The sequence below is a fragment of the Gillisella taibaishanensis genome (assembly GCF_001938985.1).
GTDB lineage: Bacteria > Pseudomonadota > Alphaproteobacteria > Rhizobiales > Rhizobiaceae > Allorhizobium > Allorhizobium taibaishanense.
Genome location: NZ_MKIN01000024.1, coordinates 255,436 through 268,835 on the forward strand (window position 1 = coordinate 255,436; position 13,400 = coordinate 268,835).

At 59.3% G+C, this 13,400-nt stretch carries 12 protein-coding genes; 9 read left to right on the top strand and 3 right to left on the bottom strand.

Annotated features, from left to right (window positions below; translation table 11 throughout):
- Window positions 1-163 precede the first annotated feature (163 nt).
- The 9 genes from dusB (at window position 164) to BJF91_RS20200 (ending at window position 10,388) form a co-directional block, all read left to right on the top strand.
- A complete protein-coding gene (dusB, locus tag BJF91_RS20160) occupies window positions 164-1,162 on the top strand; it encodes a tRNA dihydrouridine synthase DusB (RefSeq protein ID WP_075616323.1) in 999 nt (332 codons plus the stop codon).
- On the top strand, window positions 1,159-2,304 hold the full coding sequence (locus tag BJF91_RS20165) for a two-component system sensor histidine kinase NtrB (protein ID WP_075616324.1): 1,146 nt from the start codon (window positions 1,159-1,161) through the stop codon (window positions 2,302-2,304). The genes dusB and BJF91_RS20165 overlap by 4 nt, the downstream gene beginning before the upstream one ends.
- The gene (gene ntrC, locus BJF91_RS20170) at window positions 2,301-3,752 is read left to right on the top strand and encodes a nitrogen regulation protein NR(I) (RefSeq protein WP_075616325.1); all 1,452 of its coding nucleotides are present in this window, start codon (window positions 2,301-2,303) and stop codon (window positions 3,750-3,752) included. The genes BJF91_RS20165 and ntrC overlap by 4 nt, the downstream gene beginning before the upstream one ends.
- Window positions 3,753-3,929: 177 nt before the next feature.
- Window positions 3,930-6,206, top strand: a complete 2,277-nt coding sequence (locus BJF91_RS20175; RefSeq protein ID WP_075616326.1) for a sensor histidine kinase NtrY-like — start codon at window positions 3,930-3,932, stop codon at window positions 6,204-6,206.
- Entirely contained in the window at window positions 6,196-7,560 is a 1,365-nt protein-coding gene (gene ntrX, locus BJF91_RS20180) for a nitrogen assimilation response regulator NtrX (protein WP_075616327.1), read from the top strand. Before BJF91_RS20175 ends, ntrX begins: the two co-directional genes overlap by 11 nt.
- Window positions 7,561-7,741: 181 nt before the next feature.
- Entirely contained in the window at window positions 7,742-7,984 is a 243-nt protein-coding gene (hfq, locus tag BJF91_RS20185) for an RNA chaperone Hfq (RefSeq protein ID WP_003539403.1), read from the top strand.
- 87 nt (window positions 7,985-8,071) lie between these two features.
- On the top strand, window positions 8,072-9,484 hold the full coding sequence (gene hflX, locus BJF91_RS20190; protein WP_407639901.1) for a GTPase HflX: 1,413 nt from the start codon (window positions 8,072-8,074) through the stop codon (window positions 9,482-9,484).
- A gap of 158 nt (window positions 9,485-9,642) precedes the next feature.
- A complete protein-coding gene (locus BJF91_RS20195) occupies window positions 9,643-10,125 on the top strand; it encodes a DUF2778 domain-containing protein (RefSeq protein ID WP_075616328.1) in 483 nt (160 codons plus the stop codon).
- Entirely contained in the window at window positions 10,122-10,388 is a 267-nt protein-coding gene (locus BJF91_RS20200) for a hypothetical protein (RefSeq protein ID WP_075616329.1), read from the top strand. Before BJF91_RS20195 ends, BJF91_RS20200 begins: the two co-directional genes overlap by 4 nt.
- Window positions 10,389-10,556: 168 nt before the next feature.
- Here the strand turns inward: BJF91_RS20200 and BJF91_RS20205 are convergent, their stop codons facing one another.
- The 3 genes from BJF91_RS20205 to BJF91_RS20215 all read right to left on the bottom strand — a co-directional run bounded on the left by BJF91_RS20205 (window position 10,557) and on the right by BJF91_RS20215 (window position 13,261).
- Entirely contained in the window at window positions 10,557-11,633 is a 1,077-nt protein-coding gene (locus BJF91_RS20205; RefSeq protein WP_075616330.1) for a hypothetical protein, read from the bottom strand.
- A 184-nt stretch (window positions 11,634-11,817) separates the two neighbouring features.
- Window positions 11,818-12,648 carry a nucleoside triphosphate pyrophosphohydrolase gene (gene mazG / locus BJF91_RS20210; RefSeq protein ID WP_075616331.1) on the bottom strand — a complete coding sequence of 277 codons (831 nt, stop codon included), beginning with the start codon at window positions 12,646-12,648 and terminating at the stop codon, window positions 11,818-11,820.
- Between the two features lie 25 nt (window positions 12,649-12,673).
- On the bottom strand, window positions 12,674-13,261 hold the full coding sequence (locus tag BJF91_RS20215) for a deaminase (RefSeq protein ID WP_075616332.1): 588 nt from the start codon (window positions 13,259-13,261) through the stop codon (window positions 12,674-12,676).
- Window positions 13,262-13,400 lie beyond the last annotated feature (139 nt).

Here is a 13,400-nt window from a genome sequence, read left to right on the forward strand (position 1 = left end):
AGTATCTCGCTGCCCTGACCGTTTTCCCCTGTCTATCGGCGCGGTCGAAAGTTTTCCAGCATTTGCCCGAAAAATTGTCTGTATCTCCCGGAAAGAGCTTGGCAATGCGTTTTTTTATGTCTAAAAATCGGGCACATTAGTATCTTGCCCGAAAGATAGACATTTGCCGCAACCGGATCTCCAGACAGGGTTTCAAATCGCCTCGGTTGCCATTCGCAATCGCGTGGTGCTGGCGCCCATGTCCGGCGTCACGGATCTGCCGTTTCGGCAATTGGCCTTCCGCCATGGCGCCGGTCTAGTTGTGACGGAAATGGTGGCAAGCCGCGAGCTCGTCTTCAATGCAGCCGAAAGCTGGTCGCGTCTGAAAGGCGCCGGGTTGACGCCGCACATGGTGCAGCTTGCCGGCCGCGATCCACACTGGATGGCCGAGGCGGCAAAAATCGCCGAGGCCAATGGCGCAGATATCATCGACATCAATATGGGCTGTCCGGCCAAGAAGGTTATCGGCGGCTATGCCGGTTCCGCCTTGATGCGTGAGCCGGAGACGGCGCTTGCCCTGATCGAGGCGACGGTGAAAGCCGTATCGGTTCCCGTGACCGTCAAGATGCGGCTCGGTTGGGATGCGCAGTCGATCAACGCGCCGGAACTGTCGCGCAGGGCCGAGGCGCTCGGAGTGCAGGCAATCACCGTGCATGGCCGCACCCGGATGCAGTTTTACGAAGGCCGCGCCGATTGGGATGCGATCGCAGCCGTGCGCGCGGCAATCTCAATTCCTCTGATTGCCAATGGCGATGTTGAGACGCTTGCCGATGCGCAGGAGATTCTGCGCCGCTCCGGGGCCGATGCCGTCATGGTCGGGCGCGGCTGCCAGGGTCGCCCGTGGCATGCCGGCGCGCTGGCCGGTCATGCGCCACCGGCCCGCGGAGAGATCCCGGCGATTGCCGTTGCCCATTACCGCGCCATGCTCGATCACTATGGAGCCCATGTTGGTGTGCGCCATGCGCGCAAGCATCTCGGCTGGTACCTGGATCGGCATGCCGTGCAACTCGATCCGGAAGAAAAGACAGCGCTGATGACATCGAAAGACCCAGACCAGGTGGCTGAACGCTTCTATGAGGCGTTGGCCCGCACAGCCACGACGCCGCTTGAGGAGGCCGCATGAGCGATCCAGTCCAGCCCGGCGACGGCAATATGCTCGCCATGGCCGTGCTCAATGCCATCCAAAATCCGGTCGTGATGGTCAACGCGGAGGGGCATATCGTCTTTGCCAATTGGGAGGCGGAAGCGTTCTTCGGCGCCAGCGCCAGCCATCTTGCCCGCCACAAGATCTCGACCTTCATTCCCTTCGGCAGCCCATTGCTGGAGCTGATCGACCAGGTGCGGGAGCGGCGTGCGCCGGTCAATGAATATCGTGTGGACCTCAGTTCGCCCCGGCTCGGCCAGGACAAGCTGGTGGACCTCTACGTCGCCCCTGTAACAGTCGAAACCGGCGCCGTGGTCATCGTGTTCCAGGAACGCTCGATGGCCGACAAAATCGATCGCCAGCTTACCCACCGCGCCGCCGCGCGTTCGGTTACGGGGCTTGCCTCCATGCTTGCCCACGAGATCAAGAACCCGCTGTCGGGCATTCGCGGTGCGGCACAATTGCTGGAAAGCTCCGTGCCGCCCGAGGATCGCAACCTGACCCGGCTGATCTGCGACGAGACCGACCGCATTGTCTCGCTTGTCGATCGGATGGAAATCTTTTCCGACGAGCGGCCGGTGGATCGCACCTCGATCAACATCCACTCTGTTCTCGACCATGTGAAGGCGATTGCCCAGGCGGGCTTTGCGCGGCATCTGAAGATCACAGAGAGCTATGATCCGTCGCTGCCGCCGGTCTTTGCCAACCGCGATCAGCTTGTGCAGGTCTTTCTGAACCTGATCAAGAATGCCGCTGAGGCGGTGGGCGACAAGTCTGATGGCGAGATCCAGCTGACGACTGCCTATCGGCCTGGCATCCGCCTGTCGGTGGCTGGCTCGCGCGAAAAGATCTCGTTGCCGCTGGAATTTTGCGTAGCCGACAATGGTCCGGGTGTGCCGTCGGATCTTCTGCCGCATCTGTTCGATCCGTTCATCACGACGAAGACGAACGGCTCTGGGTTGGGGCTGGCGCTGGTCGCCAAGATTATCGGCGGCCATGGCGGCATCGTCGAGTGCGATAGCCAGGGCAACCGGACGATATTCCGTGTGTTGATGCCGGTCTCCAAGGAAACGGTAGATGAAGACGCGCCCGTTGCGAAATCCGTGGGAAGAATAAGATGACAGCCACTATCCTTGTTGCCGATGACGATGCCGCGATCCGCACAGTGCTGAACCAGGCGCTGAGCCGCGCCGGTTACGACGTGCGCATCACATCCAACGCCGCCACCCTTTGGCGCTGGATTTCAGCTGGCGAGGGCGACCTTGTCGTGACGGATGTCGTCATGCCCGATGAAAATGCCTTCGATCTCTTGCCGCGCATCAAGAAGGCACGGCCGGATCTGCCGGTGCTGGTCATGAGCGCCCAAAACACCTTCATGACCGCCATTCGTGCTTCGGAAAAGGGCGCTTATGACTACCTGCCCAAGCCCTTCGACCTGACGGAACTGATCGCCATCATCGGCCGCGCGCTGGCCGAGCCGAAAAAGAAGCCGGCGCGTTTGGGCGACGACATGCAGGACGGAATGCCGCTGGTCGGCCGCTCCGCCGCCATGCAGGAAATCTACCGTGTCCTCGCCCGGCTGATGCAGACCGACCTGACGCTGATGATTACAGGCGAATCCGGTACGGGCAAGGAACTGGTGGCCAAGGCGCTGCATGACTACGGCAAGCGCCGCAACGGTCCTTTCGTTGCGATCAACATGGCGGCCATACCGCGCGACCTGATCGAATCGGAACTGTTCGGCCATGAGAAGGGTGCCTTTACCGGCGCCCAGAACCGCTCAACCGGCCGCTTCGAGCAGGCCGAGGGCGGCACGCTATTCCTCGACGAAATCGGCGATATGCCGATGGATGCCCAGACCCGGCTTTTGCGCGTGCTGCAGCAGGGCGAATATACCACGGTCGGCGGACGCACCCCGATCCGCACCGATGTGCGCATCGTTGCCGCCACCAACAAGGACCTGAAACAATCGATCAATCAGGGCCTCTTCCGCGAAGACCTCTATTACCGTCTGAACGTGGTGCCGCTGCGCCTGCCGCCGCTGCGCGACCGGGCCGAGGACATCGCCGATCTCGTGCGCCACTTCATCCAGCAGGGTGAAAAGGAAGGTCTGGACGCCAAGCGATTCGAGCAGGATGCGCTCGATGTGATGAAGTCCTATGCCTGGCCGGGTAATGTTCGCGAGCTGGAGAACCTGGTGCGCCGGCTGATGGCGCTTTATCCACAGGATGTTATTACCCGCGAAATCATCGAGCAGGAACTGCGCTCCGACATCACCGACAGCCCGATCGCCAAGGCAGGGTCGGGCGGTGGTCACATGACCATTGCCCAGGCGGTGGAAGAGAATATGCGCACCTATTTCGCCTCTTTCGGCGATAATTTGCCGCCTCCGGGCCTTTACGACCGGGTTTTGACGGAAATGGAGTATCCGTTGATCCTTGCGGCTCTCACCGCAACCCGTGGTAATCAGATCAAGGCCGCCGATCTGCTCGGCCTCAACCGCAATACGCTGCGCAAGAAAATCCGCGAGCTTGGCGTTTCCGTCTATCGTAGTTCCCGCGGCGCTTGACATTTAGGCAATGCGCGTTGCAATTTCGCCACAATGCGTTGCTCAATGGCAACGGTGGGGAGACTGACACCAAAGCTCAAGACATCAGACGGCTAGGCGTTTGCGGCGTTGTTGCCCCGACGCCACCGCCGGACTGAGGCTGGTGTAGCAATATTCCCTATGCGGAGACGGGACGAAATGAGGACTGGCAGGCCTGCCGTGCAGACCGAAGAAGAGGCAGCGTTGACGCTCCAGCAGGAGCGGCAGTCTTCCTTTGCCTTGCCTGGGCTCATCCTGGCCGGCGGCGCGCTTGCTTGCGCGATGTTTACGCTGCCGGTCCTGCTCGGTCTCACCCCGATTGCGCCGACCTCGAATGTCCTGATCGGTTCTGCCGTCATCAACGCGCTCTTCGTCGTCGGGCTGCTGTTCCTGATCGGCCGCGAAGTCAGCCGATTGGTCAAAGCGCGGCGACGGGGCAGGGCGGCGGCCAGGTTGCATGTGCGCATCGTCGTGCTGTTTTCGATCGTGGCGATCACCCCGGCCATCCTGGTAGCGATTTTCGCCAGTATCACGCTCAATGTCGGTCTCGATCGCTGGTTCTCGATCCGCACCCAAGGCATCATCAATTCATCGCTGAATGTCGCTCAGGCCTATATGCTGGAGAATGCCAGCTATTTGCAGGGCCAGACGATTTCCATGGCGACGGATCTCGAGCGCAACCGGGCGCTGTTCTTTCTCGATCGCACGGGCTTCATCGAATTGATGAGCCGTCAGGCGAAGGGGCGCGGCCTGCTGGGCGCGTTTCTGGTGCGCAAGGATGGCACGCCGATCCTTCAGGCCGATATCCCGACCGACAAGCCATTACCGGCCATTCCCCAGGACGCGCTGGACAAGGCTGCTGCCGGTCAGCCTACGCTGATCCCGCCTGGCGTCACCAATCTGGTGGGCGGCATCGTCAAGATGGATTCCCTCAGCGGCGCTTTTCTGTACACGGTGCGTGCTGTCGATCCGAAGGTCATGCGGGCCATGCGGGAGATGGAGGACAATACCGCGGAATATAAGTCGATGGAGGCTGGTCGTACGACGCTGCAGATCGCCTTCGCCGTGCTTTATCTTGGTTTTGCGCTGATCGTGCTGCTTGCTGCCATCTGGACGGCGATTGCCGTGGCCGACCGGATCGTGCGGCCGATCCGCCTTCTGATCGGCGCGGCGGACAACGTGGCGTCGGGCAATATGAACGTGGTTGTGCCGGTCCGCGTCGCCGATGGCGATGTCGGCAGTCTGTCGCGCACCTTCAACAAGATGATTTCGCAAATCCGCACCCAGCGCGACGAAATTCTTGAAGCGAAAGATGAGGTCGATGACCGGCGTCGCTTCATTGAGGCCGTGCTCTCCGGTGTGACCGCGGCGGTCATCGGCGTCGAGGACGACGGTCACATCACGATCGTCAATCCGTCGGCGGAGCTGTTCCTGGCCCGCAGCGCCGAGGGATTGCTGGGCGAGACGCTGGAATCCGTTGCGCCGGAAATCAATACGGTGTTTGCCGAAGCCGCGTTGCGCCATAGAGGTGATTTCCGCAAGCAGATCAACCTTGTGCGCAGCGGCAAGGAGCGGACGCTGTCGGTGCAGGTCACCCGCGAGGAAACCCGCAACGCAACCGAATCCTACGTTATTACGCTCGACGACATCACCGACCTTGTTATTGCCCAGCGCTCAACTGCCTGGGCGGACGTGGCGCGCCGCATCGCCCATGAGATCAAGAACCCGCTGACCCCGATTCAGCTATCAGCAGAGCGGTTGAAGCGCCGTTATGGCAAGCAGATTGTGCCGGAAGATCGGGCGGTCTTCGACCAGTGTACCGATACGATCGTGCGCCAGGTCGAGGACATCGGCCGGATGGTCGATGAGTTCTCGTCCTTCGCGCGTATGCCGAAGCCCACCAAACAGCCTGCGGACCTGCGCGACATCCTGAAAGACGCGATCTTCCTGCGCGAAATCGGCCATAGCGAATGCGAGTTTATTCGTGATGTCGGCGATACCCCGCTCGAGGGCTCCTTTGACGCCCGCATGCTGGCGCAGGCCTTTGGCAATCTTATCAAAAATGCGGTCGAGGCGATCGAAGCCGTGCCCGATGATGCCGAAAAGCTGCCGGGCCGCGTCTGGATCAGGGCCCTCACCGAAGAGCAGCGCGACAGTTTCGTGGTCGATATCATCGACAATGGCAAGGGACTGCCGGTCGACAATCGCCACCGCATTCTCGAGCCTTACATGACGATGCGTGAAAAGGGCACGGGCCTCGGGCTCGCCATCGTCAAAAAGATCATTGAAGAGCATGGCGGTCAGCTTGAATTGCATGATGCGCCGGCAGAATTCGACGGCGGGCGCGGCGCGATGATCCGCGTCGTCCTGCCGCGTCATGTCGGCACCGTCCCCGCAGCCGCAGAGCATGGTAAGGAAGCAGCTTATGGCCTCTGATATTCTGGTGGTCGATGACGAGGAAGACATTCGTGAGATCGTCTCCGGCATCCTGAGCGATGAAGGGCACGAGACCCGTACTGCCCATGATGCCGATAGCGCATTGGCGGCAATTTCCGACCGCGTGCCCCGGCTGATTTTTCTCGATATCTGGATGCATGGCAGCCGGCTGGACGGCCTGGCGCTGCTTGACGAGATCAGGGCCCGCCATCCCGAGATGCCTGTCGTGATGATTTCGGGCCACGGCAATGTTGAGACGGCGGTATCGGCGATCAAGCGTGGTGCCTTCGACTTCATCGAAAAGCCGTTCAAGGCTGACAGGCTGATCCTGATTGCCGAGCGGGCGCTGGAAAACTCCAAGCTGAAGCGCGAAGTGACCGAATTGAAGCGCCGCACCGGCGATGCCAATGAGCTGATCGGCAGCTCGGTTGCCGTATCGCAGCTGCGCCAGACGATCGAAAAAGTCGCCCCGACCAACAGCCGCATTATGATCGTTGGCCCCTCGGGTAGCGGCAAGGAGCTGGTCGCCCGGATGATCCACAAGCGATCGGCGCGCGCCGCTGGCCCGTTCGTGACGCTCAATGCTGCCGCCATCACGCCTGACCGGATGGAAGTGGCACTGTTCGGCACCGAGGGCGGTCCCGGCCAGACCCGCAAGATCGGTGCCCTGGAAGAGGCGCATCGCGGCATTCTCTATCTCGACGAAGTCGGCGAAATGCCGCGCGAGACCCAGAACAAGATCCTGCGCGTGCTTGTCGACCAGCAGTTCGAACGCGTCGGCGGCTCCAAGCGGGTGAAGGTCGATGTTCGCATCATTTCTTCGAGCGCCTACAATCTCGAAAGCCTGATTGCCGAGGGACGGTTCCGCGAGGACCTGTTCCATCGCCTGGCGGTCGTGCCTGTGCGGGTGCCGGCGCTTGCCGAGCGGCGCGAGGACATTCCATTCCTGGTCGACATGCTGGTGCGCCACATCGCCGAGCAGGCGGGCATCCGTCCGCGCAAGATCGGCGAAGATGCGATGGCGGTGCTGCAGGCCCATGACTGGCCGGGCAACATCCGGCAGTTGCGCAACAATATCGAGCGCCTTCTGATCCTGACCCAGAATGACGGGGCCGAGGTACCTATCAACGCCGACATGCTGCCGACAGACCTTGGCGAGATGCTGCCGAAGGTTTCAGGCCGCAATGACTACCAGATCATGACGCTGCCGCTGCGCGAGGCTCGCGAAATGTTCGAGCGCGACTATCTGATTGCTCAGATCAACCGGTTCGGCGGCAACATTTCTCGTACGGCGGAATTTGTCGGCATGGAGCGGTCGGCCCTGCACCGGAAGCTGAAATCACTGGGCGTCTGAGGCTTCGAAAAGGCAGGAAACATCGCAATTACGCAATGAATTCGCTCAGGTTTTTCCCGATTGCGGAAAGTCCGACGATTTGATACCAGATATGACTGATGGGCACTGGGGAGGCTCGTCCAAAAAAATCACAAAATTGCAACCGGCACCCCCGGCCGGCAAGATAGAAAGAAGCGGCGCCATGGCGGAACGTTCTCAGAATTTGCAGGACCTTTTTCTCAATACGGTTCGCAAGCAGAAGATTTCCCTCACTATTTTCTTGATCAATGGTGTGAAGCTGACCGGCGTGGTCACCTCCTTTGATAATTTCTGCGTTCTGTTGCGTCGTGATGGGCACTCCCAGCTCGTCTACAAGCATGCCATTTCGACCATCATGCCGGGACAGCCGATGCAGATGTTCGAAAGCGAAGAGGCGGCTTCCTAAAATCGAGCCGACGATTATCCGGGAACAGATCAGGTCGATCTCCGTTGGACACGGTGGAGAGCGACCTTTTCCCATTTTACAAGCAGGATTACGGCTATAGCCACAAGAGACACGACATCCGATTCCATCATTCCCGAACAGGACATGCATCGCGATACTATGCGAGCCCTGGTTCTCGTGCCGGTGCTGAAGCAGGCGCGCGGGGCCGATAAAGGCTCTGGCGACCTAGGTCCTGTGACGACTCGCAGCAATGAAAGCCGGTTGGAAGAGGCAATGGGTCTCGCGCGCGCGATCGACTTGACGATTGTTAAGGGCCTTATCGTCACGGTCAATCAACCGCGTCCGGCGACGCTGATCGGCTCTGGCAAGATCGAAGAAATCAAGGCTGAACTCGATGCGCAGGACGCGGGCCTTGTGATTGTCGATCACCCGCTCACGCCCGTGCAGCAGCGTAATCTGGAAAAGGAATGGAACGCTAAGGTCATCGACCGGACGGGCCTGATCCTGGAAATCTTCGGCCGCCGTGCCTCCACCAAGGAAGGCACGCTTCAGGTCGATCTTGCTCATCTGAACTATCAGAAGGGCCGGCTGGTGCGCAGCTGGACCCACCTTGAGCGCCAGCGCGGCGGCGCGGGATTCATGGGCGGTCCGGGTGAAACCCAGATCGAAGCCGACCGACGCATGTTGCAGGACCGGATCGTCCGGCTGGAGCGCGAGCTGGAGCAGGTGGTGCGCACGCGCCAGCTGCACCGCGCCAAGCGTCGTAAGGTGCCACATCCGATCGTCGCCCTCGTCGGCTATACCAATGCCGGAAAATCGACGCTGTTCAACCGTATCACGGGCGCCGGCGTGCTGGCCGAGGACATGCTGTTTGCCACGCTCGATCCGACCTTGCGCCGGATGAAGCTCCCGCATGGCCGCACGGTGATCATGTCCGATACCGTCGGTTTTATCTCCGACCTGCCGACTCACCTCGTCGCCGCCTTCCGTGCCACGCTCGAAGAAGTGCTGGAAGCCGATTTGATCCTGCATGTCCGCGACATGTCCGATCCTGACAACGGCGCCCAATCCGGCGACGTGCTGCGCATCCTTTCCGATCTCGGCATCGACGAGAAGGAGCGCGAGAGCCGCATCATCGAAGTCTGGAACAAGGTCGACCGGCTGGAGCCGGAAGTCCATGACGCCATCGCCGAAAAGGCCGCCGGTCGACAGAATGTCATGGCCGTATCGGCAATTACAGGCGAGGGCGTCGATGCACTGATGGCCGAGATCGGCCAGCGCCTGTCTGGTGTCGTCACTGAGACGACAGTCATCCTGCCACCGGACAAGCTCTCGCTGATCCCCTGGGTCTACGAAAATGCCATGGTCGATGGCCGAGAGGACCGCGACGACGGCTCGGTCTCCTTTGATTTGCGCCTGTCGGAACAACAGGCCAGCGCGTTGGAGCGCAAGCTCGGCATATTGCAGCCCGTCCGGGACGAGGACTGGGACTGGGACTGAGGTTTGCCGGAGGCAATTAGCAGACAAGCACCACGGCACACGTGATCAACTAACACGCTCTTGCTGCTTGCGAAGCATCAAGCAAGTCCCTTGACGGCCGACAATCGAGTCCTAGGTGCTTTCCTTTGATCGGTGAGGTTGATTTAAGGAGTTGGGGTATGCCAGCATCATGTTCTTTTAAATTGAACGGACAGTCGACCTCCGCGCTCATTTGCAATGGATTTGGGTCTGTTCCGGCGTTCTCAGGAATGACGCCGCATAAAGATGACCCCGGGGCAGTGGGGTTGGCCAATGTTGGCCCTTTGCCGCAAGGGCGTTACTACATTATTGATCGTCAACGCGGTGGACGGCTTGGGCCTCTGAGAGAGTGGATACAGGACGCAGTAACTGGCGTCGACCGGAGCGAATGGTTTACTCTTTACCGTGTCGACGATGTTATTGATGATTATACGTTTGTGAACGGCGTAAAGAGGGGTAATTTCAGACTTCATCCCAATGGTCGATTTGGAATAAGCGAGGGATGCATCACTGTTTTGTCGCTTGAAAATTTTGAAAGACTCCGCGATTTCCTTTTAAAACAGTCATCCGGGTTCATTTCTGGCACGACCATAAAATACTATGGGACGGTGGATGTACAATGAAAGCGCTGTTCACGATACTGACTTCGCTTGTCCTGACAATCCCAATGGCCATTTTGATTGGAAAATTTACCCCCTTGGGCAATTTTCTATTCAGTGAAGCCGGCTACAGGCTTCTTGATCCGCTGTTCGAGCTTTTCGGGAGTATTGGCGCTGAAGATCATATCGATATCATTTCATCGCTCATTCTTCTGATTGGCTTGCTGACTTCTCTCATCGTTACGTTGATTGCCGCCAAGATGATCTTCCGGACCCGTGGGAAATAAGACAGCTACACGTCGCTCGCGGTTGAAGACGATGACGACTTGGCACCGCTCTAAACCGAACTACAGCATCGGACCGCGCAGTGTGAGCCGGTTTTCGGAAAATCCGATTCACACACCACGTTAGGCATGGTGCCGATTCAGGTTTTCGGCGCGGTGCTCTAGTCCCGGTCAAGTGCTACAGATCAAATTACTCAGGTCGGCATCACCGGCATAGCACTCGAAGATCGCCACGGTGCGATCCCGGATCTTTGCCGGGATCAGTTTCGCCCGGTAGGCAAGGCTTTTGTCTGACAAGGCGGGATCGGTCGTGCGTTCTTGGGCCAGGGCATCGGCGATGGCGGCTACATTGGCCCGATCTCGACCTACGAAATCGGCAATTTTCTGGGCGACAATACCGGGGTCGCCGAGGAGATCCGTCTCGCGGGAAATCCAGAGAGGTTTTACCGCGCCGCATGCCTCGGTTTTTTGCCAGGTCGCCAGCCATTGCGCGGTTCTTACAGCATGCGCATCGACCAGCAGGTCCAGGCGTTGGTCGAACGGCAATTGCTGATACACGCCCGGCAATCCGTCCTCGAAGAAGCTTTCGCCTTTGCCAGTATCCCGGGCGCGAGACTGCATGAGTGCATCGTCAAGCACGATCAGCGACACCAGAAAATTGCCGGTGACCACGATAGGGCGCAGGCCGTAAAGGGCGATCTGCTTTGCGGTAAAGGGCGTGCATGCCAATGGATGCTGGGCGAGCGATCCTTTGGCGTCGAGACCGTTGCGCTGCAAGGCAAGTTCGTCCAATCCGCTGGCGCTGAGATTAGCGCCGAGCAGCGATGCGGAATAGTCGGAATAGGCCGTGGATATGAGATGCGCGGGCCTTAGACCAAGGGCCCGGCGGACGGCACCGCCAAGGCTGGAGGCGACCGCTCCGGGTGTGTCGGCCACGAGGATATTGAGCACATCAGCTTTGTTGGCAGTCAGTCGGGCTCGCAGGACTGTTTCGGCAAATTCGCCTGGGCGCAGTGTGCGGTCGGCGGTGATGCCATATCCTTCGACCGGTAGAAAGAAGGGATGGACATGCGAGAGGGCGACCGTCGTTTCCTTGCGATCGTCGGGTGCCATTTTTGCAAGGAAGGCATTTCCCATCCAGCAGGCGGTCTGAACGTCGGGCATGCAGGACAGAATCTGCATGAAATGAGCGATGTCTTCGGGCTGGACGGCCTGCTCGCAGGAACTGGTTTTGATATGCACATTCATGATGCAGGCTCCACGCTTCGCCAACCGGACGAATAAATACAACAATTATTAGCTATAACTATTGCCGCAAGCTTGCGCGAATGTGGAGCGAGATCGCTTATGTCAGTTCATGGGTGACGACGAAGGGCGGGCTATGATGGCGGCGCGCTCTGTCTTGGCAGAGCCGTCTTACCATCCTGACCGCTTATGATCTGCGTTCGAATCGCTTGGCATCCTGCCAAAGCGCTTCCATCCGCTCCAGCGTCGCTTCATCCAGGCTCTCGCCCTCACTTGTCAGCATCTTTTCGATATGGGCGAAGCGACGGCGGAATTTCACATTGGTGCCGCGCAGGGCCTGTTCGGGATCGGCTTTGACGTGGCGGCCGATATTGACGAGGGCAAAGAGCAGATCGCCTAACTCGTCGCTGATCTTTGCTTCGTTGCCGCCCTGCAAGGCCTCGCGCAATTCACCGATTTCCTCCTCGATCTTGTCGAGGATCGGCTCAGCCTTATCCCAGTCGAAGCCGACCTTGGCCGCCTGCTCCTGCAGCTTGACGGCCTCCGTCAGTGCCGGAAAGCTTCGCTGCACCGAGCCGAGATGGCCGGCATTCAACACCTCGGCAATGCCACGCGATGAACGCCGCTCAGCCCGTTCCTGCTTTTCCTGGCGTTTGATCGCGTCCCATTGCAGCTTGACGGCTTCTGGCGTATCGGCCTCAGAGCGGGCAAACACATGCGGATGGCGACGGATCATCTTGCGGGTAATGGCTTCCACCACGTCGCCAAAGGAAAAGAGCCCGGCCTCTTCGGCGATCCGGGCATGAAACACCACCTGCAGCAGCAGATCGCCCAGTTCGTCGCATAGATCATCCGGATCGTTGCGCTCGATGGCATCGGCCACTTCATAGGCTTCTTCCAGCGTGTAGGGCTTGATGGTCTCGAAGGTCTGGACGATGTCCCAGGGGCAGCCGGTCTGCGGGTCGCGCAACGCCGCCATGATGTCGATCAGTTGGGCGATATCCTTGGAAGGCTGCATGGGTATGTCCTAATAATTGGAAGGGTCAGTTCAGCGGAATGTCGTTGCCGCTCTTGCTGGACTGGTATCGGGAGGAAAGGTCGCCGTAGAGACCGCGGATCTTCTGGGACTGCGCGAGCAGCGCGCCGCGCACAGCGTCATCTTCTACTTCGATCATTTCTTCGATGGCAAAGCTGTTCCAGAAGGCATTCTGCTTGCGATAGCCGCCGGGCTCGAGCCCGAATACTTCCTTGAGGATCTTCAAGTCGTGGGGAATGGCAAAGGCATCGCGGCTGTCTTCATGGCTGAAGAAATAGTAGAAATTATCAAAACCCGCCCAGGTGATCGCCGACATGCACATGGTGCAGGGTTCGTGCGTGGAGAGGAAGATCAGCTCCGATGTCGCGGGTCGCTCGCCGAGTTCGTAGAACCGCTTTAAGGTATGGACTTCGCCGTGCCAGAGCGGATTTTCAAGCTCATTGTTGGTCTCGGCCAGCACCAACGATAGATCGGATTTGCGCAGGATGGCAGCGCCGAATATCTTGTTGCCGCCGGCAACGCCCTGCTCGGTCAGCGGGATGATATCCTTTTCGATGACGTCGAGCAGCCGGGAGGTGAGACTTTGATCGGGCATGGCGGTGATCTCCGGGAATCGTGTCTGCATTTAGCGGCAAGCCTTGGCCAAGGAAAAGCCCACGAAGGCGATTCAGGGAAAATTGTCAGTGCCGGGTTGGTTTTGCTCCGATCCGCAGATGCGCTAGCAAAGAAATATC

Excerpts from the sequence above, each read along its gene's own strand:
- BJF91_RS20165 (WP_075616324.1), top strand. The coding sequence starts at position 1,159 with ATGAGCGATCCAGTCCAGCCCGGCGACGGCAATATGCTCGCCATGGCC.
- ntrC (WP_075616325.1), top strand. The coding sequence starts at position 2,301 with ATGACAGCCACTATCCTTGTTGCCGATGACGATGCCGCGATCCGCACA.
- BJF91_RS20175 (WP_075616326.1), top strand. The coding sequence starts at position 3,930 with ATGAGGACTGGCAGGCCTGCCGTGCAGACCGAAGAAGAGGCAGCGTTG.
- ntrX (WP_075616327.1), top strand. The coding sequence starts at position 6,196 with ATGGCCTCTGATATTCTGGTGGTCGATGACGAGGAAGACATTCGTGAG.
- hfq (WP_003539403.1), top strand. The coding sequence starts at position 7,742 with ATGGCGGAACGTTCTCAGAATTTGCAGGACCTTTTTCTCAATACGGTT.
- BJF91_RS20195 (WP_075616328.1), top strand. The coding sequence starts at position 9,643 with ATGCCAGCATCATGTTCTTTTAAATTGAACGGACAGTCGACCTCCGCG.
- BJF91_RS20200 (WP_075616329.1), top strand. The coding sequence starts at position 10,122 with ATGAAAGCGCTGTTCACGATACTGACTTCGCTTGTCCTGACAATCCCA.
- BJF91_RS20205 (WP_075616330.1), bottom strand. The coding sequence starts at position 11,633 with ATGAATGTGCATATCAAAACCAGTTCCTGCGAGCAGGCCGTCCAGCCC.
- mazG (WP_075616331.1), bottom strand. The coding sequence starts at position 12,648 with ATGCAGCCTTCCAAGGATATCGCCCAACTGATCGACATCATGGCGGCG.
- BJF91_RS20215 (WP_075616332.1), bottom strand. The coding sequence starts at position 13,261 with ATGCCCGATCAAAGTCTCACCTCCCGGCTGCTCGACGTCATCGAAAAG.